This is a genomic window from Candidatus Aquiluna sp. UB-MaderosW2red (genome assembly GCF_900100865.1).
Lineage (GTDB): Bacteria > Actinomycetota > Actinomycetes > Actinomycetales > Microbacteriaceae > Aquiluna.
This window is the reverse complement of record NZ_LT627734.1, coordinates 544,303-566,317: the sequence shown is the minus strand read 5'-3', so window position 1 is coordinate 566,317 and position 22,015 is coordinate 544,303. Positions and strand designations below refer to the sequence as shown.

General features: G+C 52.2%; 24 protein-coding genes and 1 pseudogene. 8 read left to right on the top strand and 17 right to left on the bottom strand.

What is annotated here, in order from left to right:
* Positions 1–90: 90 nt before the first annotated feature.
* From BLP47_RS02950 to guaB, 3 genes are read right to left on the bottom strand one after another with little or no spacing between them, the layout of a single operon-like run.
* Complete coding sequence (locus BLP47_RS02950; RefSeq protein WP_091850217.1) at positions 91–843, bottom strand: SURF1 family cytochrome oxidase biogenesis protein; 753 nt, start codon at positions 841–843, stop codon at positions 91–93.
* Positions 844–1,959: a GuaB3 family IMP dehydrogenase-related protein gene (locus tag BLP47_RS02945; protein ID WP_091850215.1), complete on the bottom strand. Its 1,116-nt coding sequence runs from the start codon at positions 1,957–1,959 to the stop codon at positions 844–846.
* A gap of 12 nt (positions 1,960–1,971) precedes the next feature.
* Positions 1,972–3,465, bottom strand: a complete 1,494-nt coding sequence (gene guaB, locus BLP47_RS02940; RefSeq protein WP_091850214.1) for an IMP dehydrogenase — start codon at positions 3,463–3,465, stop codon at positions 1,972–1,974.
* Positions 3,466–3,742: 277 nt separating this feature from the next.
* Between guaB and BLP47_RS02935 the strand changes: the two genes are divergently transcribed.
* The 5 genes from BLP47_RS02935 to BLP47_RS08445 are packed head-to-tail and all read left to right on the top strand — an operon-like array spanning position 3,743 to position 7,727.
* Entirely contained in the window at positions 3,743–4,990 is a 1,248-nt protein-coding gene (locus BLP47_RS02935) for a branched-chain amino acid ABC transporter permease (RefSeq protein WP_091850212.1), read from the top strand.
* A 9-nt stretch (positions 4,991–4,999) separates the two neighbouring features.
* The gene (locus BLP47_RS02930; protein ID WP_091850211.1) at positions 5,000–5,983 is read left to right on the top strand and encodes a branched-chain amino acid ABC transporter permease; all 984 of its coding nucleotides are present in this window, start codon (positions 5,000–5,002) and stop codon (positions 5,981–5,983) included.
* Entirely contained in the window at positions 5,973–6,866 is an 894-nt protein-coding gene (locus BLP47_RS02925) for an ABC transporter ATP-binding protein (RefSeq protein WP_091850210.1), read from the top strand. Before BLP47_RS02930 ends, BLP47_RS02925 begins: the two co-directional genes overlap by 11 nt.
* Positions 6,863–7,582 (top strand): ABC transporter ATP-binding protein, encoded by a 720-nt coding sequence (locus BLP47_RS02920; protein WP_091850208.1) that lies wholly within the window; start codon positions 6,863–6,865, stop codon positions 7,580–7,582. Before BLP47_RS02925 ends, BLP47_RS02920 begins: the two co-directional genes overlap by 4 nt.
* Positions 7,572–7,727, top strand: coding sequence for a hypothetical protein (locus tag BLP47_RS08445; RefSeq protein ID WP_157671431.1), 156 nt, complete (start codon positions 7,572–7,574; stop codon positions 7,725–7,727). The genes BLP47_RS02920 and BLP47_RS08445 overlap by 11 nt, the downstream gene beginning before the upstream one ends.
* A 67-nt stretch (positions 7,728–7,794) precedes the next feature.
* On the opposite strand, the gene BLP47_RS02915 is transcribed toward BLP47_RS08445, so the two are convergent.
* From BLP47_RS02915 to groES, 3 genes are all read right to left on the bottom strand, one after another.
* Positions 7,795–9,120 (bottom strand): ABC transporter substrate-binding protein, encoded by a 1,326-nt coding sequence (locus BLP47_RS02915; protein WP_197672389.1) that lies wholly within the window; start codon positions 9,118–9,120, stop codon positions 7,795–7,797.
* 258 nt (positions 9,121–9,378) lie between these two features.
* Positions 9,379–10,287 (bottom strand): EamA family transporter RarD, encoded by a 909-nt coding sequence (rarD, locus tag BLP47_RS02910; protein WP_091852852.1) that lies wholly within the window; start codon positions 10,285–10,287, stop codon positions 9,379–9,381.
* A 76-nt stretch (positions 10,288–10,363) separates the two neighbouring features.
* Positions 10,364–10,660, bottom strand: a complete 297-nt coding sequence (gene groES, locus BLP47_RS02905; protein WP_091852849.1) for a co-chaperone GroES — start codon at positions 10,658–10,660, stop codon at positions 10,364–10,366.
* Positions 10,661–10,786: 126 nt separating this feature from the next.
* On the opposite strand from groES, the gene BLP47_RS02900 reads away from it, so the two are divergent.
* Positions 10,787–11,965 carry a class I SAM-dependent methyltransferase gene (locus BLP47_RS02900; RefSeq protein WP_091850206.1) on the top strand — a complete coding sequence of 393 codons (1,179 nt, stop codon included), beginning with the start codon at positions 10,787–10,789 and terminating at the stop codon, positions 11,963–11,965.
* On the opposite strand, the gene BLP47_RS02895 is transcribed toward BLP47_RS02900, so the two are convergent.
* From BLP47_RS02895 to glmS, 8 genes and pseudogenes are all read right to left on the bottom strand, one after another.
* Positions 11,962–12,363: a DUF4190 domain-containing protein gene (locus BLP47_RS02895; protein ID WP_091850204.1), complete on the bottom strand. Its 402-nt coding sequence runs from the start codon at positions 12,361–12,363 to the stop codon at positions 11,962–11,964. The genes BLP47_RS02900 and BLP47_RS02895 overlap by 4 nt on opposite strands.
* 86 nt (positions 12,364–12,449) lie before the next feature.
* Positions 12,450–13,508 carry a tRNA (adenosine(37)-N6)-threonylcarbamoyltransferase complex transferase subunit TsaD gene (gene tsaD, locus BLP47_RS02890; protein ID WP_249883414.1) on the bottom strand — a complete coding sequence of 353 codons (1,059 nt, stop codon included), beginning with the start codon at positions 13,506–13,508 and terminating at the stop codon, positions 12,450–12,452.
* 9 nt (positions 13,509–13,517) lie between these two features.
* A pseudogene (locus BLP47_RS08565) lies at positions 13,518–13,889 on the bottom strand (GNAT family N-acetyltransferase); the annotation flags it as partial.
* A gap of 41 nt (positions 13,890–13,930) precedes the next feature.
* On the bottom strand, positions 13,931–14,515 hold the full coding sequence (gene tsaB / locus BLP47_RS02885; RefSeq protein ID WP_091850200.1) for a tRNA (adenosine(37)-N6)-threonylcarbamoyltransferase complex dimerization subunit type 1 TsaB: 585 nt from the start codon (positions 14,513–14,515) through the stop codon (positions 13,931–13,933).
* Positions 14,499–14,951 (bottom strand): tRNA (adenosine(37)-N6)-threonylcarbamoyltransferase complex ATPase subunit type 1 TsaE, encoded by a 453-nt coding sequence (gene tsaE, locus BLP47_RS02880; RefSeq protein ID WP_091850198.1) that lies wholly within the window; start codon positions 14,949–14,951, stop codon positions 14,499–14,501. Before tsaE ends, tsaB begins: the two co-directional genes overlap by 17 nt.
* A gap of 2 nt (positions 14,952–14,953) precedes the next feature.
* A complete protein-coding gene (gene alr, locus BLP47_RS02875; RefSeq protein WP_091850196.1) occupies positions 14,954–16,021 on the bottom strand; it encodes an alanine racemase in 1,068 nt (355 codons plus the stop codon).
* A complete protein-coding gene (locus tag BLP47_RS02870; protein WP_091850194.1) occupies positions 16,022–16,375 on the bottom strand; it encodes a holo-ACP synthase in 354 nt (117 codons plus the stop codon). It abuts the gene before it with no gap.
* Positions 16,376–18,226 (bottom strand): glutamine--fructose-6-phosphate transaminase (isomerizing), encoded by a 1,851-nt coding sequence (gene glmS / locus BLP47_RS02865; protein ID WP_091850192.1) that lies wholly within the window; start codon positions 18,224–18,226, stop codon positions 16,376–16,378. It lies immediately after the preceding gene.
* A gap of 30 nt (positions 18,227–18,256) precedes the next feature.
* Between glmS and coaA the strand changes: the two genes are divergently transcribed.
* Both coaA and upp read left to right on the top strand, forming a co-directional pair.
* Positions 18,257–19,204 carry a type I pantothenate kinase gene (gene coaA, locus BLP47_RS02860; protein ID WP_091850190.1) on the top strand — a complete coding sequence of 316 codons (948 nt, stop codon included), beginning with the start codon at positions 18,257–18,259 and terminating at the stop codon, positions 19,202–19,204.
* A gap of 20 nt (positions 19,205–19,224) precedes the next feature.
* A complete protein-coding gene (gene upp, locus BLP47_RS02855) occupies positions 19,225–19,872 on the top strand; it encodes a uracil phosphoribosyltransferase (protein ID WP_091850188.1) in 648 nt (215 codons plus the stop codon).
* On the opposite strand, the gene BLP47_RS02850 is transcribed toward upp, so the two are convergent.
* Genes BLP47_RS02850 through rpsI form a run of 3 tightly spaced genes read right to left on the bottom strand, consistent with a single transcriptional unit; the run spans position 19,865 to position 22,014 of the window.
* Positions 19,865–20,164: a hypothetical protein gene (locus BLP47_RS02850; RefSeq protein ID WP_172807169.1), complete on the bottom strand. Its 300-nt coding sequence runs from the start codon at positions 20,162–20,164 to the stop codon at positions 19,865–19,867. The genes upp and BLP47_RS02850 overlap by 8 nt on opposite strands.
* The gene (glmM, locus tag BLP47_RS02845; RefSeq protein WP_091850184.1) at positions 20,161–21,507 is read right to left on the bottom strand and encodes a phosphoglucosamine mutase; all 1,347 of its coding nucleotides are present in this window, start codon (positions 21,505–21,507) and stop codon (positions 20,161–20,163) included. The genes BLP47_RS02850 and glmM overlap by 4 nt, the downstream gene beginning before the upstream one ends.
* 15 nt (positions 21,508–21,522) lie before the next feature.
* A complete protein-coding gene (rpsI, locus tag BLP47_RS02840) occupies positions 21,523–22,014 on the bottom strand; it encodes a 30S ribosomal protein S9 (RefSeq protein ID WP_091850182.1) in 492 nt (163 codons plus the stop codon).
* Position 22,015 lies beyond the last annotated feature (1 nt).

Below are 22,015 nucleotides of genomic sequence, written 5' to 3'. Positions count from 1 at the left end.
CGTTTTTATCGGGATTTAGCTCAAGTTAGCAGGGATTTCTCATAAATCTCCACCTAAACGGGCAAAAACTCACATTTTCAAATAACGATTCTATAAACCTAGTTCTCTATTGCGCTCATCCATAACCATTCGGCCCCACAGGTAAAACGCAGCAAGCGCAAAAAATGCCCACTCGAGGGCGTAAAACAGGGTGAGCCAGTTGATCTCAATCCCCTGCTGCCTGATTCCAATTGAAATCTGTTCGAGCCCAACGTCAATACCATCTTGCACAATCAGGTAGATGGGATAAGAGGCAAATGGTTCATTGGAATAGAAATTCACTAGTTGGGCCAAGGACAAAGATCCCAGAGTCTGAGCATCATCGGACACCGCCGGGGCCTCGGATGGCTGGATGTAGCCAGATATTTCTAGTGCCCCAGCTGATAGCTGGGACTTTGCCAGGAGCGCGGCCTCTAGATTTGGAGCAAACCCCAAGGCCAGAGTCAGGCTCACCGGCTCGTTGTCGACCTGGGTAATCGAATTCGCAACCAGCCAGTAGCCAGAAACACTTTCCTCACCCACCAGCTGAAGGCGCTGCTGCACGATGTAAACGTGTTCTTCGTCAACGTCGGTTGTGACAAAGGCCTGGCGATCAAATATAAAAGGCTGCAGGGTTCCTGGTTGCACCAAATCATTCAACGGCACCGGGTCATTTTCCTCGATAACCACCCCAACCACGTTGAAGGTTCTTGAGAGTTGCCACTGCATCAATAGCGAAAACACGACGGCAACCAGCAAGGCCACAAAAAGACCCCCGATCCACTTGGGCCGTTTCGCAACTTGCCAAAAGCTAAGTTTTTTCACTTAGTCGTGCGGGTTCAAGATGATGTCAACGCGCTGGAATTCCTTAACATCCGAATAACCGGTGGTGGCCATCGAGCGCTTCAGCGCGCCAATGAGATTGGCGTGCCCATCGGGGGCATCGGCCGGGCCCAACAAAATGTTTTCAAGCGGGGCGTGAGTGCCTACTCTGACCCTTGCACCGCGCGGTAATTGTTTGCTAACCGCCTCTTGACCCCAGTGCCAACCCCGACCCGGGGCTTCGGCTGCTCTGGCCAAAACAGTCCCAAGCATCACCGCATCTGCACCACAAGCAATGGCCTTTGCTATATCCCCGGAGGTCCCGAGCCCGCCATCGGCAATCACGTGGACATAGCGCCCACCAGATTCATCCATATAGTCTCGTCTTGCAGCTGCGACATCTGCCACAGCGGTGGCCATCGGTGCGTGAATACCCAGCACTTTTCTAGTGGAGCTAGCCGCTCCACCACCAAAGCCGACTAGAACGCCTGCGGCCCCGGTTCGCATTAGGTGAAGTGCGGCTGTGTATGTCACAGCGCCTCCGACCATAACCGGAACATCCAACTGGTAAATGAACTCTTTTAGGTTTAGCGGCTCGACGGTCTTAGAGACGTGCTCAGCGGAAACCGTATTTCCGCGAATCACAAACATCTCGACTCCGGCTTTTAGGACCACAGCGGATAATTCGGCGGTGCGCTGAGGTGAGAGGGCTCCGGCTACCGTCACTCCGGCGGCTCGAATCTCGGCGAGTCTTTCGGTGATTAGTTCAGGCTTGATCGCAGCGGAATAGGCCCTTTGCAAAACAGCCGTCGAGTCCTCTTGTTTGGCGTTAGCAATCAACTCAAGCTGAGCGGTTGGATCCTCATAGCGAGTCCAAAGACCCTCCAGGTCTAGGACTCCTAGCCCACCGAGCTTGCCGAGAGCGATGACTGTGGCCGGGGACATGGCGGAGTCCATGGGTGCTGCAACCACTGGTAACTCAAACTTATAAGCGTCAATCGACCATGAGGTGGAAACATCCTCCGGGTCACGAGTGCGCCTGGTTGGCACGACTGATATGTCGTCAAAGGAGTAGGCGGCTCGAGCGCTCTTAGCGCGACCTATTTCAACTTGATTCATTCTGTTGGCCTCCTAGCGAGTGCCGTAGTTCGGTGCCTCGATGGTCATTTGAATATCGTGCGGGTGGGACTCTCTTAGCCCTGCAGAGGTGATTCTCACAAACTTGCCTTTTTGCTGAAGCTCAGGGATTGTGGCTCCGCCAACATAACCCATGGCAGCTCTAAGGCCTCCGGTTAGTTGGTGCACCACAGAGGCCACGTTGCCGCGGTAGGGCACCCTGCCCTCGATGCCCTCGGGAACCAATTTGTCCTCGCGTAAAACATCGTCTTGGAAATATCGATCTTTGGAAAAAGAGCGGGATTGCATGGCACCTAAAGAACCCATGCCGCGGTAGGTCTTGAACTGTTTACCCCCAACGTATGTGACATCCCCCGGGGATTCATCTGTCCCGGCCAAAAGCGAACCGAGCATTACCGAATTCGCACCTGCGACTAAAGCCTTTGGAATATCTCCCGAATACTGCAAGCCGCCATCGGCGATTACTGGAACTCCCGCAGGCTTAGCGGCCAATGATGCCAAATAAACGGCGGTGATCTGCGGCACTCCCACCCCAGCAACCACTCGGGTTGTGCAAATCGAACCCGGGCCCACTCCAACTTTTACGCCGTCGGCTCCGGCATCCACTATTGCCTGCGCACCCTCACGGGTGGCAACATTGCCGCCGACGATGTCGGCGTGCTTTGCAAAGTGTTCGTTCTTGAGTCTTCTAATCATGTCTAAAACAGCAGAGTTGTGGCCGTGGGCGGTATCCACCACCAACATGTCCACCCCGGTTTCAACTAGCGCCATGGCTCGCTCCCAGGCATCTGGTCCGACACCAATTGCGGCACCTACTAGCAGTCTTCCGGCGCCGTCTTTTGAGGCGTTCGGGTATTTTTCGCTCTTATCAAAATCTTTTACCGTGATTAGGCCGCGGAGCTTGCCGTTGTTATCCACCAGCGGTAGCTTCTCGATGCGGTGCTGAGCCAGCATGGCCATTGCCTCATCGGGGTTAATGCCAACCTTGCCAACAATTAGTGGCATTGGAGTCATCACGTCTTTCACCAAAGTGGTTGTGCGCTGCACCTCTAACACAAAGCGCATATCTCGATTTGTCACTATTCCTACCAGGAGGCCATCTTCATCTATGACTGGAAGGCCGGATACTCGGTACTTGCCGCATAAATCATCCACCTCTTGGATGGTCTTATAGGGGGTTGTGGTGACCGGGTGCGAGATCATTCCCGCTTCGCTTCTTTTTACTAGGTCAACCTGAGTGGCTTGATCCTCGATGGAAAGATTGCGGTGCAAAATACCCAAGCCCCCCTGCCTGGCCATAGAGATGGCCATCCTGGCCTCGGTGACAGTGTCCATTGCAGAGGAAATTAGTGGCACTGCGATTGAAATATTTCTAGAGACCTGGGTTGTGGTGTTCACCCCAGATGGGATGACGTCTGATTGCCCTGGCAACAGGAGCACATCGTCGTAAGTGAGGCCTATCAGGGAGAAGGGATCTTGGTTTTCCAACGACGGCCTCGCTTTTTGATGGGGGATAATTCGCTAACTCAATCCTACCTAGAGCTCAGATTGATTTGTCAGCTCCTTCGGGCCTTTGCGAGGAAGGGTGAAAAGGTTTCGAAAAGATTTCAATTCGGTGACATATTTTTATTTTTCCGCAACACTGCTAAGTTTTTCCAATACTCTTTTTAGAGTCCACAGGGCAAAGTTGCCCTAATGATTTGGAGGACCAGTGCAATTCCTCGACACAACTACGTCGTCACGATTTATGAAATTTAGTCTCGTAATGTTCACGATGTTAATGCTGGGTCTTGGCCTACCCTCAGGCTCGGCGCACGCTGACTCAGTAGGTGAAGAGCTACCCTTTGGAATAAGCGGAAACGTCAAGGTTGATGGCACGGGCGTAGAGGGGGTTGGGTTATTGGTAACTGGAGATGGCTACAGCGCCGACGTCAAAACTGACGCAAATGGCCAGTGGTTTGTTGGGGTGCCAGAACGCACAAATTATTCAGTGACTCTGGATGAGTCCACGCTTCCTGAGGGCATCGCCGTATTAGATGGCGAACCGGTTAGGGAAGTTGAAATCGGTGCCGGTGGCAGAACCGTAATGAACTTTTTTATCGGAGAGGGCGAGCGAAATACGACCTCTTTTACTGACCAACTCATTGCCAGGCTGATATACGGAATCAACTTTGGTCTGATGCTCGGTTTGGCTGCGGTTGGTCTTTCTTTAGTCTTTGGAACCACCGGACTGTCCAATTTTGCCCACGGTGAAATGGTTACCTTCGGTGCTGTCGCGGCCTTGCTGTTTGGGGTAATCCTTGAAATTCCCATATGGGCGGCAATTCCCCTGGCGGTGGCAATGTCAGCGGGCTTTGGCTGGGCACTGGACGCTGGTCTTTGGCGACCCTTGAGGAAACGCGGAATCGGAATCGTGCAGTTGATGATTGTGTCGATTGGACTCTCGCTAACCGTTCGTTACCTGATTCAATTTTTTATTGGTGGAGGCACCGAGCAGCTACCTGGATTTGATGCACCAAAAATTCAGCTATTCGGCTCAGTTTCACTCAGTGCCACCGACCTGATTTCGATGGCAATATCAATCACTGTGATTCTGGCCTTTGCCCTTTGGTTACTGAAGACCAAAACCGGAAAGGCCACCCGGGCAATCTCGGACAATCCCGATTTGGCTGCCGCTTCCGGTATTGATGTTGACAAAGTGATTCGAACGGTTTGGATATTGTCCGCCAGCATGGCAGGTCTATCGGGAGTGCTTTGGGCTTACTTCCGTCCGGGCATCAAGTGGGACATGGGAACGCAGATTTTGCTTTTGATTTTTGCGGCTGTAACTCTCGGCGGGCTAGGAACGGCCTTTGGGGCATTCCTCGGTGCGCTGATAGTAGGAATATTGGTGGAGACTTCGAGCTTGTTCATTCCGGCCGATCTCAAATACGTCGGTGCACTCGTGGTTTTAATTGTGATATTGCTGGTCAGGCCGCAGGGTTTGCTCGGTCGAAAACAACGGATAGGTTAGGCGGTCATCATGGACTGGGGATCAATTCTCAACAACACGCTGGCCGCAATACTCACCCCCACTACCCTGGCGTTTGCGCTTGCGGCCTTGGGGTTGGCTATGCACTTTGGATTTGCTGGACTGTTGAACTTCGGTATCGCAGGCTTCATGGCAATTGGCGCTTACAGCTACGCAATCGCAGTGCTGACATTCGGCTTCCCTTGGTGGTTGGCCATGCTTATGGGCATTGTTGGTTCGATAGCCTTCGCAGTCTTACTTGGAATTCCAACCCTTCGCTTGCGCGGTGACTACCTCGCGATTGCGACTATTGCCGCTGCCGAGATTGCAAGATTGCTCTTTCTCACCACCACATTTACCGATGTCACTGGAAGCGCAGATGGGTTATTCGGCTATAACAACACTGGAGGATTCAATGAGGCGAATCCTTTCCCACCCGGAAGTTACGGGTTCGGCCCTTGGACGTATAACAGGGAAACTCTCTGGGTGGTTGTCTTCGGCCTAGTTATTTTGGCGCTCTGCGTTTGGTTGCTCTGGGCACTCATGAGATCGCCTTGGGGCCGAGTTATCAAGGGTATTCGTGAAGACGAAGACGCCATTAGGGCTCTTGGAAAAAATGTCTTCGCTTATAAGATGCAGGCACTAATTATTGGTGGCGTGTTTGGCGGGCTAGGTGGAATTGTCTACGCTGCATTTGCAAACGTATCTCCCGGGGTCTACGTGACCTCGCTCACCTTTTTCATCTGGACTGCCCTTTTGCTCGGAGGGGCCGCTACGGTCTTTGGTCCAGTAATCGGCTCTATTCTCTTCTGGGTTTTGCAGGCGTTCTTATCGAACGTCCTACCCGCTCTAGCTACCGCTGGAATTCTGCCGGTGAACGGCACCCAGGCATCAACCCTGCGCTTTGTGCTGGTAGGAATCGGCCTGATGCTGCTGGTGATATTTAGACCGCAAGGTATTTTTGGCGATAAGAAGGAGCTGACCTTTGTCAAATAATGAAACTCCGGATAAATCAACCGGACTGCACATTGGAGAGGCCAAGCCAGGCTGTGGCAAAGTTGATCCGATATTGGTGATCGATAATGTCACCAAAAGCTTCGGAGGTCTCACCGCGGTAACGGTTGACCATTTGGAAATTCCGCGCGGAGTTATCACAGCTCTAATTGGTCCAAATGGCGCCGGTAAAACGACATTGTTTAACCTATTGACTGGGTTTGACTCACCAGACACTGGGGCGTGGAGCTTTCTTGGCACATCATTGGCTGGCGTCCCATCTTTTAAAGTGGCTCAAATGGGACAGGTGCGAACCTTTCAGCTCACTAAAGCCCTAAGCCTGCTCACCGTCATGGAAAACATGAAGCTGGGAGCCAAAAATCAAAAGGGTGAATCTCTGCTGCGCTCTTTGGTCCCCGCTCTCTGGCGGAAACAAGATGCCGAAATCGAGCTGAAGGCTCGCAAGTTACTAGAGCGTTTCAAGCTGGATGGCAAGGAAAAAGACTTTGCTGCATCACTCTCAGGTGGTCAGCGAAAGTTGCTAGAGATGGCAAGAGCGCTAATGACCGACCCGGTTCTAGTGATGCTAGATGAGCCGATGGCCGGGGTTAACCCGGCCCTGACCCAGTCTTTATTGGACCACGTGCTAAACCTCAAAAAAGAGGGGATGACCGTTTTATTTGTGGAGCACGACATGCACATGGTCCGTCACATCGCCGACTGGGTGGTAGTGATGGCTGAGGGCAAAGTTGTGGCCGAGGGGCCACCAGAAAGCGTCATGAGAGAGCAGGCCGTGATTGACGCCTACCTCGGTGCCCACCAAGACACCGATCTAGGTGTCGTGACTGGTCGAATCAACATCATTACTGAAGAGGACGAAAAATGACTCTGGTTGTGGAAGTAAAAGACCTTTATGCCGGATACCTTCCCGGAGTCAACATCTTGAATGGCACAAACTTTTATGCTGATAAGGGTGAGCTGATTGGAATCATCGGTCCCAATGGTGCCGGGAAATCAACCCTTCTGAAAGCCATCTTCGGGCTCGTAAAAGTTCGCGAAGGTGAAATCAATCTCAATGGCGAGAGCATCATTGGCCTGAAAGCGAATCAACTGGTCTCAAAAGGTGTCGGGTTCATCCCGCAGTCCAATAACGTCTTTCCCTCGCTGAGCATTGAAGAGAACCTGCAAATGGGTATCTACCAGGATCCCAGCCACTATAAAGAGCGCTTGGAATTCGTAGTCTCCATTTTTGCTGAACTCGGCAAGCGATTGAAGCAACGAGCTGGCTCCCTATCTGGCGGGGAGCGCCAGATGGTTGCTATGGGGCGGGCGCTCATGATGAACCCTGCAGTGTTGCTTTTGGACGAACCTTCAGCCGGTCTGAGCCCAGTTCGTCAGGACGAGGCTTTTTTGAGAGTTTCAGATATCAATAAGGCCGGGGTCACCTGCATCATGGTCGAGCAGAACGCTAGACGCTGCCTACAAATTTCTGACCGGGCTTATGTGCTTGATCAAGGTAAAGACGCCGTCACAGGCACCGGTAGGGAGCTACTGAATGACCCTGCAGTGATCGGTCTCTACCTGGGTACTCTTGGCGCCTAGAAGAAGAGCTTTTGGCACCAGATTCGCCCTTGCCACCACGTTTGGTATTGCGGTGGGGATCATAATCGGCAACCTAGCAATTGGGATAGGCCTTGGTGCTCTAGTGGGATTGGGCCTAGAAATCTTGGGTAAGAAAAAAAGATAGCCGTCCACTTAAAGACTTAGCCCCTCAAGGAAATCCTTGAGGGGCTAAGTTGCTTCGAGGCTAGTTACTAGCCGCGGATGGTTACTGGAACGTTGTTGCCGTCGAACTGCTGGATCAAGATGTTGCCCTTAGTTGGGTCTCCAACATCATTGAACTCGATGGCACCGGATGGTCCATCGTAATCAGCAGTACCGCCACCGTTGATGATGTCGGCACACTCAGCAAAGCTGGTGCACTTGGTTCCCATGCCGGAGCCACCTGAAACCTCCTGGAGCTTGAGAGCCACGTTTGCACCTTCGGTGCTGCGGGCCTCAAGAGCTGCAAGGGCTAGAAGGATGACAGCGTCATAAGACTCTGGACCATAGGCATTGAGCGCTAGGGCTGCATTGCCTGCTGCCTGCCAGTTCTCGTCCATCAGGGTGATGAAGTCGCCGATTGTGGATTCGTTAACACCAGGGTAGGTTCCCTTTGCGTCCATCAAGGTGCCAGGAGCAAAGTCTGCTGAGTAGTCGGTTAGGTTACCGTCCACGAAGTAGAGCTTGTCCGCTGGGAACTGCGATACCAACTCGGGAACGATTGTCTTTGCCTCGTCGAAGGTGATCAGAACGATAGCATCTGGGTCGCCAGCAAGAGCCTCAGCAATCTGAGCGGTGAAGTTAGTGTCTCCGGTGTTGTAGGTCGGGGCTGCAATTACCTCGCCGCCAGCTGCCTCAAAAGCAGTGGTAACGTAGCTCGCAAGTCCGGTTCCATAGGAGTCATTTAGAACGATCAATGAGATCCTCTGGTGACCATCTTCTGCGATTAGGTTTCCTAGAACTTCACCCTGAAGAACGTCTGAGGGGGCGGTACGGAAGTAAAGTCCCTTGTCCTCGTAGTCGGTGAATGCTGCGGAGGTGTTGGCCGGTGAGAACTGAATAACACATTCAGCAATGACTCGGTCGATGAACTGAAGCGAAGTGCCTGAAGACGCAGCTCCAACAATTGCCTGGACTCCGGCGCCTAATAGGCGAGGAATCTCGGTGTCGTAAGCCTTGTTATCGGTGTCACCCGAGTCACCAAGAGTCATGTCAATGGTGATTCCCTTGCCGGCCGCGTTGACTTCGTCAACAGCTAGTGCAACTCCAGCCTCTTCCGGTGGGCCTAGGAATGCCAAGTTACCGGTCAATGGAAGTGCGGTACCCATTTTGAATACTAGGTCGCCATCTTGCTCTGGAGCTAGCTCACAGCCACCTGGAGATATTGTGGCAGGTGCCGAAGTCTCCTCAGCAGCTGTCTCGGTGGTTTCGGGTTCTGCGGTGGCGCAACCGGCTAGGACTACGGCGCCCACCATTGCGATCGATGCAGCGGACAGTGCCCTTCTGGTGAAGGATGACCTCTTGAACTTTGTTGTCATTTTGCTCCTTGAAATAGCAATAGGAAAAACGGATGCGCGCACGAATTTACGCGATCTGAGAAAATCATAACTAGTGCTGAATCAGCCCGCACTGTTGTTTCGCACGATATTCTGCCAATAAACAGTTTCGCACTGCGAAATAGCCCTTATAAACCACACAAACAACGGAATCCGAAGTTATTAAGGCTTGTAGATACGTATTCCGAAGACCCTAAGGGCTTATAAGGAGTGCGTAACAATTATGTTTCAGATTTAGCACTAGGAGTTGGGAACAAGCGGGATCGCAGGCCTTTTGCGAAGCAAGGCGTCTGAAGTTAGCACCACCAAGGAGAGCCAGACCAATGAAAATCCAATCCAGCGAACCGGCGGCATCTCTTCACCCAGAATGAAGTAAGCAGTCGAAAACTGCAACACCGGGGTGAGGTACTGAATAAAGCCAATCATCGACAGCGGAATTCTAGAAGCTGCAGAACCAAACAGAATCAAGGGAATTGCAGTCAGAATCCCGAATCCGATAAGAACGCTTGCCTCAAGGGGGCCCTTGGTGATTTGGATTTCAAGGGTGTTGGCTACCAGCAAAAACTGAAGCACTGCCACCGGCACCAATACTGCGGATTCGATGGTGAAGGACTGCAGTGCACCGATCTTGCCGCCGACTTTATTTTTGGCAAGTGAGTAGGTGGCGAAGCTAATAGCGAGAATGAAGGCGATCCAGGGCGGACGCCCATAATCAAACGTGAGAATCACAACTGCTACAAAGCCAATACCAAGTGCCGCCCACTGGGTGGTTCGCAGCCTTTCTTTGAGCAGTAAAACCGCGAAAAGTATCGTTATCAAAGGGTTTATGAAATAACCGAGAGAGCTCTCAATAGTGTTGCCAGTCGCGACGGCAATTACGTAGACCTCCCAATTAATAAATATAAATAGCGCAGCCACAGCTATCCAGCCCAATTTTTTCGGAGATCTCATAATCAGAATAATCTCGCGCCACTTGCGAGTGATGGTCACCAAAAGGGCTGCGAATAAAAAACCAAAGATGACTCGCCAGGTAACAATTTCCAGTGGGTCGGCGAAATTTGCCGCCACAATAATCAAAGGAAATGAGCCCCAGATTAGATACGCACTAAAGCCAAAAATCAACCCGGTAGTTTTTTTGCTTCTCGCCATCACCATAAAAGCTTAGGGGCTAGAACTTAAAGCAAAACGCCCCGGTCACCCGGGGCGTTTTGATTACGAATTTTATTTAGCGAACCACAATCGCAAGAACGTCGCGAGCTGAAAGTACTAGGTACTCCTGGCCGTCATACTTGAGCTCTGTGCCGCCATACTTCGAGAAGATCACCAAGTCGCCGACTGCAACATCAACTGGGATGCGATCGCCAGACTCATTGAAGCGGCCTGGGCCAACTGCAACTACCTCAGCCTCTTGGGGCTTCTCTTTTGCGGTGTCTGGGATTACCAGACCAGATGCGGTCTTCTGCTCAGCCTCAACTGGGCGAACAACGATTCGATCTTCTAGTGGCTTGATTGAAACCGACACTGAAACCTCTTCTATATCTAAAGTTTTGATTAGCAGTCTCACCTCGTGAGTGCTAACCCAACTTTAGGCCCTAAGAAGCAAGCAGTCAAGATGAGCGCCACCGTCAAACCCGATAGCGTTTGAGGTGTGGAATCAAATATTGCAGAACTACTAACGCCCGAGGCCTTGGCGTTATTGAACAAACTCGGGCCACTGGATTCCAAGGCGGATGTGCTGTCGCTGATCACTAGGCTTCGCAACCAGGGCCACGAGGCTGTATTGGTAACCGCAGTTGTAAACCAGGCTCGGCTTAGGCATCGAGCAAAGGCCAAGTTCGGTGAGTTTGCAAACCACATGCTTTATTCAGAAGCCGGGCTCGAGCAGGCCACTAGATTGCCTGTAGCCGCACTTCACGCCGAACGCTTTAGGCAGGCTGGCATCAAGCGGGTTGCCGACCTGGGTTGTGGGATTGGCGCGGATGCCATGAGCCTTGCGGCCCTAGACATAACTGTTTTGGCAGTTGAACAAGATGAGCAAACCGCCGCTTTGGCAACTTTTAATCTTGCGAGTTTTCCAAATGCAAAGGTGATTCAAGCAGACGCCAAATCACAAGACACTCAGGATATGGGAGTTTTTATCGACCCTGCCAGAAGAGAGATTAATCGAAAAGGCAGAACTCATATTCGTTTGACTCCAAGTGATTTCAGCCCATCACTTGACTGGGTTTTCGAAAAGGCAAAGACCGCACCCACCGCCGTAAAGCTCGGCCCCGCCACAGATCACGAGCTAATCCCTGAGCACTGCGAAGCCCAATGGGTTTCTCATAATGGTGACCTGGTCGAGCTAATGCTCTACTTCGGAAAACTCTCTCGTGGCAACATGCGCTCAGCCTTGCTAATCAAAAATGGTGAGCGAAAAGTATTTGATGGAGTCGGTGAGATCCAGGGTGCAGTGCGCGAACTGAGCGAATTTATTTACGAACCGGACAACTCGCTTATTCGCTCCCACCTGCTCGGTGAGTTTGCCGCTCAATACTCATTGGGGTTGGTCTCTCCAGCGATTGCCTATCTAACCGGTGATCAGAAGCTCACAACTCCATGGCTCAGAGGTTTTCAGGTCAAAGAGATATTGCCACTAGACCCAAAGGCCATAAATAAATATGTGATCGAAAATCAGATTGGGATTCTTGAAATCAAGAAGCGGGGTGTCGACATAACACCCGAAGAGCTTCGCAAGAAGCTCAGGTTAAAGGGTTCGGGCACCGCAACCCTGATTATGACCAAGGTTTTAGGTGCCCGAAAAGCAATTATCGCTAATCCGATCTAGCCCCAATCAAAGCGCATTCCATTTCGCATATCTACGAAATTCATCCAGCTGCCCGGTTCGGAGCCGAGTAGGGAGAAAAGCGCAACCTGAGCAATCACGGCCAAGATGCTGAATAAGAGAATTACTACCAACTGCACGTAGCCCAGCACCACACCTATTAGGGCAAGCTTGCGACCACTTTCCCCGCTGATCTTTAGCTGCGCTAGCGCAATGTGGCCGGTAATCACCGCTACCAAAGATCCGACACCACTAAGCGCAGAAGCAAATGAAACCGCCGATAAAGAGTTGAGTGAGGTCCAATCAAACCCCGGTTTTGAGGGCTCAGCTAAGGCTGCTGGAGTGGCCTTAGGTTTCGAATTCGTAGTTTTCTCCGCGGTTACTTTTTCGTTCTCTGCCATGATTCCTCCTGAATGTTTGGCGAATACCTAACTCAATCATCTCTTATTGAGAGTTAGTCTCACAAATGCTGAGAGTGCCCTGGAGGCTAGTTAGTCTGAACCCGGGTGACCTCGAGGGTTGACTCCGCGCCAAATCCAAGACTCGATGGTGGCTTGCCGGCCATTACCAGCTGGGCTCCCAGTGAAGCAATCATTGCGCCGTTATCGGTGCAAAGGCTAAAACGCGGAATGCGAAGTTCAATCCCAGCTCGATCACAGCGCTCAAGCGCAACCTCGCGAAGCCGAGCGTTGGCCGTCACCCCACCGCCAAGCAGCAGCCTCTTCACCCCGTAAGCCTCGCAAGCATTTAGCGCTTTGGTGAGTAAAACATCCACCACCGCCTCGCGGAAGCTAGCTGCTACATCGGCCTTGGAATATTCTTCGCCAGCGGCATCGAGTTTCTCAACGTGCCTAGCCACGGCAGTTTTTAAACCTGAGAAAGAAAAGTTATAGCGGTTTTTCTCCATGTCTTTTGGAAGCGATAAACCCCTGGGGAAGCGCACCGCTTTGGGATCGCCCGATAGGGCCAATTTGTCAATCTGGGGGCCACCGGGATATGGCAGCCCTAACACCCTGGCAACCTTGTCAAAAGCCTCACCAGCCGCGTCATCGATGGTTTCACCTAAAAGCTCGACATCTTCTAAAAGGTCCCTGACCAAAAGCAAAGAGGTGTGGCCCCCGGAAACCAAAAGCGCAATTGTTGGAAGCTCGACATAGCCGCGTTCCAGAACATCCGCACCAACGTGACCAACCAGGTGATTTACCGCGTAGATCGGCAAATTATGCGCTATCGCTAAGCCCTTGGCTGCGCCGATGCCAACCATTAACGCTCCGGCCAAACCTGGGCCATTGGCCACCGCAATCGCATCCACCTCTTGCATCGTTATGCCGGCTTCTAATAAAGCTTTTTCTAGAGTCGGGGTCAATGCTTCCAGGTGTGCCCTTGCCGCAACCTCGGGCACCACCCCACCATATTTGGCGTGCTCATCCATCGAGCTGTGCAGAGCGTTGGCCAAAAGTCGATTACCCCGCACAATTCCAATGCCCGTCTCATCGCAGGTTGATTCAACTCCCAAAATAATTGGCTGCTTGATTTCAAGGCGCATAATCAAAGCGTCAACGTTATCCGGCTGGTAGTAGCGCTTTCGAAGATCTACCGGCAAGAAACCAAGGGATTCATAAAGCGAAATAGCTATTGGGTTATCACTTCGCACCTCGAGCATGACCTGCTCCGAACCTAGCTTTTTAGCGTAAGCCAGCAGCTCCAGCATGAGTTTTTTGCCCAAGCCTTTGCCGCGCTCACTCAGCGCGATGCCAATTGTTTGAATATCACTAGAAAAAGACCCGGCCACAGTGCTGAGGCCCCCATAACCCAGAAGGTCATGATCAAAATAGCCCAGGTAGTAGCTGTGCTCAAAACCAAGTTCGGTTCGCATGGAGCGCTCTGACCAAGCGTCATTGGCAAATAGCTCTAGCTCCAGAATCATCACCTGGGCAATATCCGCCGGGGTTAGCCTTCTGGAGATCATCAGCCACTCACCTTTTTACCCGGAGATGGCGCAACATCCGGAGATCTTAGATAAAGCGCCGAGACATCACTCAGATCGATGCCTAGACCAAGGGCTTGGTGAGCGTAAAGGCCAACTAGCCTGGCATCGCAAGGCATGGTGACTGCCTCATAATCACTAAAACGCTCGAGCTCTGTCGGCTGAATAACTTCTGGGCCGATTGTCCTAACGCCCAATTCATAAGCGGCCAGAAACAATTCTTTACGCTTGGCATCTGCAACCACGTAGAACTTCTTGCTTGATTGGCTAAGAGCAATCGCATCTAAAACCATGACGCCGTAAAAAGGTATTCCTCGGCTCATCGCGAAGGCAGTTCCGGTCGCCATGCCGACTCGCAGCCCGGTATAAGGAGCTGGCCCCCTGCCAACAGCAACCGCAGTCACATCGCTAGCCAAGATACCCGCTTGACTCAGAGCCTGCATAATTGCCAACCCGATGTTTTCCGCATGCCCAAAGGGGTCTTCGAAGAGGCTAAAACCTAAAAGCTTTCCATCTTCTAAAATCGCGGCTGATGTGCCGGCTGAGGTGTCAATCGCCAAAAGCAATGGTTACTCCTTCATAGCGAGCGCCGTGGGGCAAAAGCGTAACCAGTCTTGAGTCGTCTTCACTCTCACGATTGATCTGAATCTCTAGCCAGGATTCGGCAATGCCATCCACATAGTCCCGAGCCCACTCCACGACAACAATGCTGTTCGCAAAATCTATATCGAGGTCATCCAGCTCTAGAGCTGAACCCAAGCGATAAGCGTCCACATGAACAAGTTTCGGCCCGGTCGTAGTTTTATGAGTTCTAGCCAAAACAAAGGTTGGCGATTGAACTGTTCCCAGAGCCCCAAGGCCCTCGCCAATCCCTCTGGTCAAAGTTGTCTTACCGGCTCCTAAAGGACCATTGAGCAAGACCATGTCACCGGCCCGGAGGTGCCGGGCAAGTTGGATGCCGAACTCGTGCATCTTTTCAGGAGACTCGATTAGAAAATGCATACTCAGATTTTATAAACCCTTGGCGCGCGGCCACCGATTCTGGTAACCACCTCGTAGTTGATGCTTCCCGAAGACTCCCCCAGACTCTGCGCCGTTGGCTCTCCTTTTTGGCCATCACCAAAAATCACCACTTCATCGCCGATTCGGATTTTGGCATCAGAGACATCGACAATAAATTGATCCATTGCCACACGCCCGACCACCGGGTAAAGCTTGCCCTGAATCAAAACCTCATGATTCTCTGAGATTCTTGGCATCCCCTCCGCATAACCGAAGGGCACCAAGACCAAAGTGGTCTCCATCTTGGTCACATACCGATACCCGTAAGAGACCCCTTGCCCCTTGGGCACGCGCTTCACGTTCACCACATTGGCCACAACTCGCATCGCCGGCTGAAGTAAACCGGGGTCGACCGGCTCGTCCTCAAAAGGACTCAGCCCATAGACCGCTATGCCGCAACGAACCATGTCGAAGTGCATTTGCGGGTGCTTGAGGGTCGCCGCAGAAGCGGCCAAATGCCTCAGTTTGAAATTAACGCCCTTTTGCAAAGCCATCACATTCGCTTTTTCGAATAGCTCAAGCTGGGCCAAATCATCACCCTCGGAGGCATTCGAAAGGTGTGAAAAAAGCCCCTCCGGATAAAGCTTTGACTCGGCCAAAAACTCAAGTGCTTTCCCAAAATCTCCCTGTGTGAATCCGTTTCTACCGAGACCGGTGTCTACCTTGAGGTGTACTTTCGCGCCTTCGGGTAGCCCTTCCAAAACCTCCAAACTTGAAACTCCAAGCTCAATGTTTTGAGAAACAGCTAACTCAAAGTCATCCTCGGGACTCAAAATCCAGCACAGGATATTGGTCTTAATGCCCGCCATTCGAAGCTCGAGTGCCTCGTTTAGATCTGCCACACCTAGATAGTCGACTCCGGCGTCATCCAGCGCCTCGGCTACTTCGTGCATACCGTGCCCATAGGCATTGGCCTTTACAACCGCCATCACAAGTGAGCCACTCGCCAGCTCTTTTAGTTTGCGATAGTTCTTTAGGATGACAGCTAAATCGATTTGAATCTCTCGCACTTAGCCGCCCTCCAAAATCACGGTTGCAAAGGCAATGCCGCCGTCATGACTAAGGCTCAAATGAATCCTTTGAACCCCGAGCCCATCCAGCACATCCCTTGACTTACCAGACACTTGCATCTGAGGTTTCCCCAAGTGGTCATTGAGAATCTCCACATCTTGAAAGCTCAGCAGGCCCGGGTTTCCGACGGCTTTGGCAAGTGCCTCTTTGGCGGCAAATCTAACGGCTAGCGACTGATGACCGAGAGCCGATTCGGCCGAGGTAAAGAGTCTTTCCCTGAGCTTCGGCGAGCGCTCGATTGACTCCGAAAAGCGCTCGATTGAGCAAACATCCACACCCAACCCGATAATCACCTATTCGACCGTCACGCTCTTGGCTAAGTTTCTCGGTTGATCAACATCTAATCCCTTCGCATTTGCCAATTCCATCGCAAAGATTTGCAAAGGAATGACAGCCAACACCGCGCTCATTATTGGGTTGGTGGGCGCTATTTCAAAGACCTCATCGGCAGATTCCGCGACCAACCGATCTTCTTTTTCTGCGATTGCAATCACCACTGCTCCACGGGCCTTGATCTCTTGGATATTGGATATCACTTTGGGGTGCAGCGAGTGGTTGCCCTTTGGAGAAGGGACCACGACTATGACGGCCTGGCCCTGTTCAATTAGAGCTATCGGGCCGTGCTTTAGCTCGCCCGCTGCGAAACCCTCCGCATGAATGTACGCCAGCTCTTTGAGCTTTAGCGCACCCTCAAGAGCAATGGGGTACCCAACGTTTCTTCCCAAGAACAGAATCGACTTGGCTCCAGAAAGCCTCTTGCCCAAGAACCGCATTCGTTCCACCGATTCCAATACCTCCTTGACATGCCGCGGTAACTTTAAAAGCTCCAAGCCGAGTTCTCTCAGTTCTACCGCGCCCATCGATTTGCGCATAGACGCCAAAGCCAGTGCTACCAGAAAACCAGCGGTGAGTTGAGCCGTGAAGGCCTTAGTCGATGCCACCGCTACCTCTGGGCCAGCATGGGTGTAAATGGTGGCATCAGATTCTCTTGCCAAAGTAGCGCCCTGGGTGTTACAAATGCTTAAGACTTTGGCGCCCAACTCCTTCGCGTGGCGAACCGCCATCAAGGTATCCATCGTCTCGCCAGATTGGCTGATTGCTAAAACAAGCGTTTGCGAATCTAGCACCGGGTCGCGATAACGGAATTCGTGAGCGAGCTCTACGCTCACAGGAATCTTGGCCCACTTCTCAATTGCGTACTTAGCTACTTCACCAGCGTAAGCCGCCGTGCCGCAGGCGATGATGATGATGCGATTCATCTCCGTCAAGCTAGACAGACCCGAGAATTCGGAGAGCTTCACCGAACCGTCGGAAGAAAGCCGCCCCATCAAAGTGTCACCCACTGCTTGCGGCTGGTCTGCAATCTCTTTGGCCATAAATGATGGCCAACCTCCTTTGGACGCGGCAGATGCATCCCAGCTGACCTCAAAAGTCTCCGGGATTATTTCAGCACCCTCGAAGCTGGTAATTCGAACGCTATCCGCTCTGAGTTCGACAATCTGATCCTGGCCGACCGCGACGGCCTTTTTGGTGAACTCGACAAAGGCCGCCACGTCCGATCCCAAGAAGTTCTCACCCACGCCAAGCCCGATAACTAGCGGTGAGTTTCTCCGTGCGGCCAAAATTAGATCCTCGTAATCCTCGTGGATGCACAAAAGAGTGAAGGCCCCCTGTAGCCGGCGGACAACATTTCTAAAAGCCTGGGTTAGGTCATTGACCGTCTCATATTCGCGAGCCACTAGATGAGCGGCGACTTCTGAGTCGGTTTCTGAGGAAAACTTGACTCCAAAGTCAATCAACTCTTTTTTTAGTTCCGAGAAATTCTCGATTATGCCGTTGTGGATGAGAGAAAGTTTTAGGTGCTCGCCACCCAAGTGAGGGTGCGCATTTATGTCGTTTGGAGCACCGTGAGTTGCCCAGCGGGTGTGCCCAATGCCAATGTGGGTGTCAGGCAGTGGGGACAGCGCGAGGTCATCCACCAAAACCTTTAGCTTGCCGGCTCGTTTTCTAGTTTGCAGGCCTTTTTCTTGATCAATAACGGAAATTCCCGCAGAATCATAGCCCCGATATTCAAGGCGTTTTAGACCAGAAAGTAGAACATCCAGGGATGACCCTGGGCCCACATATCCCACGATTCCACACATGCTCACTAATCTACGGCAGAATAGCCAATTGTGAGCGAAGCCAAGGCCCAGGAGGGCATCTCCCCGTATTTGGCCATTGAGCGCGCCGACTGGGCCGAATTGGGAAACGCATCAGATTTGCCGTTGACCGAAAAAGAAATCCAAAACATCACCGGACTGGGCGATGTTTTGGACATCAAAGAGGTCACCGAGGTCTATCTGCCGATTAGTCAACTGCTGAGTCTTTATGCCTCGGGCGCTCAGGGGCTGCATCGCACAACCTCTGATTTTTTTGGCGATCGAGCCGCGAGAACGCCGTTTATCATCGGCATCGCAGGCTCGGTGGCCGTGGGTAAATCAACCGCCGCAAGGCTGCTGCGTGAACTCATGAAGCGTTGGAGTGGAACGCCAAAAGTTGAGCTAGTCACCACCGATGGTTTTTTATACCCGAACGCAGAACTCGAGCGGCGTGGCATCATGCACCGTAAGGGTTTTCCTGAAAGCTACGACCGCAAGAGGCTGTTGCAATTTGTCTCTGACATTAAATCAGGCCAATCAAATGTCGAAGCCCCGGTCTACTCACACCTGAGTTATGACATCGTCGAAGGTGAGGTTGCAAGGGTCACCACTCCAGATGTGCTAATTCTGGAGGGTCTGAATGTCTTACAGCCACCAAGTGCCGGGCAGGAATTAGCACTGAGTGACTTCTTTGATTTCACGATTTACATTGATGCCAATGTAGAAACCATAAAAAGCTGGTACCTATCGAGGTTTGAACAGCTATTTGATTCGGCATTCACTGACCCGCGCTCCTATTTCCACACGCTAACCACCGAACTAACCAAGGACCAGGCGCTTGAGCGGGCCGAAGGTTTTTGGCGAGACATCAACCTTCCTAATTTAGAAGAGAACATTGAGCCGACTAGGTCAAGGGCAACTTTGGTGATGCAAAAAGGTGATGGTCACCGCGTAAGTCAAGTTCTGCTCCGCAAGCTCTAATCAATCCATAAACTTCTCTCATGCGCATTAAAGTTATTGACCATCCCATCCTCAGGCAAAAAATGAGCTTGATGCGGGAGATCAAAACCCCACCACCGCTCTTCCGCCAGCTGGTCAGGGAGATCTCCGGCCTTTTGGCCTACGAGGCCGCACAGGAAATTGCTTTCACAAAAATTCAACTCGAAACCCCGATGGGCAAGACTGAGGGTCTTGCGATAGCCAAGCCCTACCCGCTTGTGGTGCCGATTCTGCGCGCAGGACTCGGAATGCTGGAAGGCGTATTGGATGTTGTGCCGGTGGCTGAGGTCGGTTTTTTAGGCATTGCACGCGACGAAGAGACCTTGATGCCGGTGACCTATGCGAATCGGCTGCCGGATTCACTAGCTGGTCGCCACGTGATTTTAATTGATCCAATGCTTGCCACCGGTGGAACGCTGAACGATTCGATTGATTATGTCAAAAGCCGAGGGGCTCAGAAGGTGACCTGCATTTGCATGCTCGGTGCTCCAGAGGGTATCAAAAAAGTGCAAGATCACATCACAAAAAACTGGGACCCCCAAGACTTCAGCATCTACCTCGGTGCGCTCGATGAAAAACTAAATGAGGTTGGCTACATTGTCCCCGGCCTGGGCGATGCCGGTGACCGAATGTATGGTTTGGCTAAATAAGCTCCGAGACAAAGCTCACATGTTTTTGAACGATGCAGTCTGGGTAGGTTTCGAAAGCCTTATTCCGAATCGCCGAAGCATCGTATTCGGCTTGAATCGCTAAAAAACCCGCCTCGTCGGTGGGCAGCGAAACTGCCCAAATGAATTCATTCTTCTCAACATCGATGTAGCGCCATTCGGCCTCAAAGCCAAAGGAGTACCGGACCGGCATTAGATCTTGATCGATCCAATGCAGAAATTCGCTCATCTTCCCGGGGGTAATTTCGTACCTTCTAAGCTGGATGGTTTTCAATCTTTACCAAGCTTTCGAGTTACCGTGTTTGCAATTCGCTCTGCCCAAGACTGCGCGGTGCCCTGGTCCTTGGCCTCCACCATAACCCGAACCAGTGACTCGGTGCCAGAAGCTCGCAATAAAACCCTGCCTTGATTACCAAGGTCGGCCTGGGCCAACTGCACCATCGACTGAACATCCTGATCGGAATCGACCAGATGTTTATTAACCTCTGGAACGTTTATCAAAACCTGAGGGAAATTAGGCATCACGGCTACCAGCTCTCTGAGCGTTTTGGAAGAAGAAACCATTCTGGCTGCAATCTGCAATCCGGTGAGAAGACCGTCCCCAGTGGTAGCGAATTGGCTAAAGATAATGTGACCGGATTGCTCGCCACCCAGTGAGTAGCCACCCTCACGCATCGCCTCAAGAACATATCGATCCCCAACCTTGGTCTCGATAAATTTAATGCCGGCGGCTTCAAGGGCAACCCTGAGTCCCAGATTGCTCATCACGGTCGTGACTAAAGTATCGCGGGCTAGGGTGCCCGCCTGCTTCATGGCAATGGCCAAAACCACCATCAGGTGATCCCCGTCAACTATTGAGCCCTCGTGATCAACAGCCAAACAGCGATCAGCGTCACCATCGTGGGCAATGCCAATATCCGCCTTATGTTCCAAAACTGCCGACTGCAAGGCAGATAAGTGAGTGGACCCATATCCCAGGTTAATGTTGTTGCCGTCGGGATCGGCGCCGATGACGATTACCTTGGCTCCCGCATCCACAAAGGCCTGGGGAGAAATAGCGCTTGCCGCGCCGTTAGCGCAGTCAACAACTACCTTTAGCCCATCCAGCCGGTTCGGCAAAGTGCCAAGCATATGAAGCAGGTAGCGGTCCTCAGCATCCGCGAAGCGAATTACTCGGCCAACTGCCGAACCCAAGGGAGTGAGCGCCTGCCCCATGGCAGCCTCTATCTCATCCTCAACAATGTCTGGCAGCTTATGCCCGCCCCGCGAAAAAAACTTAATGCCGTTATCGGGAGCAGAGTTGTGGCTAGCCGAAATCATCACGCCAAAATCTGCATCAAGGTCGGCGGTTAGATAAGCTGCTGCCGGAGTTGGCACCACGCCCGCATCAAAGACATCCACGCCCGAAGAGGCGAGTCCTGCCGAGACGGCGGCTGAAATAAAATCCGATGAGATTCTGGGGTCATGGGCGATTACCGCCCTTGGACGATCTCCTCGTTCTCGAGCCTGGCTGCCTAATACCCAAGCCGCAGCCTGCGCCAAATTAAGTGAGAATTCAGCCGTGATTTCTTTATTCGCGGTTCCGCGAACTCCATCGGTTCCGAAGAGCCTGCCCATCGGCTAAGCCTAGGGTTAGCGCTTAGAGAACTGAGAAGCCTTGCGGGCCTTTTTCAAACCGGCCTTTTTGGACTCGATAATGCGAGAGTCGCGACGCAAGAAACCAGCCTTTTTTAGCGGGGCACGGTTGTTCTCTTCATCGATCTGGTTCAAGGAACGGGCGATGCCTAGGCGAAGTGCGCCAGCCTGACCGGCAACTCCGCCACCAGTGATTTTCGCAATAACGTCGTATGCGTTCTGCAGCTCAAGCACGGTGAATGGGTCGGTGATTAGCTGCTGGTGCAGCTTATTTGGGAAGTAGTCCTCCAGGGTGCGGCCGTTCACGACGATCTTGCCAGTTCCTGGCATGATGCGTACCTGAGCGATGGCCTCCTTGCGGCGACCGGTGCCAGCACCTGGCTGGGTTAGGTTGCCACGTGAGCGCACAGCCTTTGCAGGGGCTGACTCGGTGGAGTAAGTGGTCTCTTCAACTACCTCGGTAGTTTCGGTGGTTGTTTCTTCTGCCAAG

Coding starts and splice junctions, on each gene's coding strand:
- BLP47_RS02945 (WP_091850215.1), bottom strand. CDS start 1,959: ATGAATCAAGTTGAAATAGGTCGCGCTAAGAGCGCTCGAGCCGCCTAC.
- BLP47_RS02935 (WP_091850212.1), top strand. CDS start 3,743: ATGTTCACGATGTTAATGCTGGGTCTTGGCCTACCCTCAGGCTCGGCG.
- BLP47_RS02930 (WP_091850211.1), top strand. CDS start 5,000: ATGGACTGGGGATCAATTCTCAACAACACGCTGGCCGCAATACTCACC.
- BLP47_RS02920 (WP_091850208.1), top strand. CDS start 6,863: ATGACTCTGGTTGTGGAAGTAAAAGACCTTTATGCCGGATACCTTCCC.
- BLP47_RS02915 (WP_197672389.1), bottom strand. CDS start 9,120: ATGACAACAAAGTTCAAGAGGTCATCCTTCACCAGAAGGGCACTGTCC.
- rarD (WP_091852852.1), bottom strand. CDS start 10,287: ATGGCGAGAAGCAAAAAAACTACCGGGTTGATTTTTGGCTTTAGTGCG.
- BLP47_RS02895 (WP_091850204.1), bottom strand. CDS start 12,363: ATGGCAGAGAACGAAAAAGTAACCGCGGAGAAAACTACGAATTCGAAA.
- tsaD (WP_249883414.1), bottom strand. CDS start 13,508: ATGCGCCTTGAAATCAAGCAGCCAATTATTTTGGGAGTTGAATCAACC.
- tsaE (WP_091850198.1), bottom strand. CDS start 14,951: ATGCATTTTCTAATCGAGTCTCCTGAAAAGATGCACGAGTTCGGCATC.
- glmS (WP_091850192.1), bottom strand. CDS start 18,226: ATGTGTGGAATCGTGGGATATGTGGGCCCAGGGTCATCCCTGGATGTT.
- upp (WP_091850188.1), top strand. CDS start 19,225: ATGCGCATTAAAGTTATTGACCATCCCATCCTCAGGCAAAAAATGAGC.
- glmM (WP_091850184.1), bottom strand. CDS start 21,507: ATGGGCAGGCTCTTCGGAACCGATGGAGTTCGCGGAACCGCGAATAAA.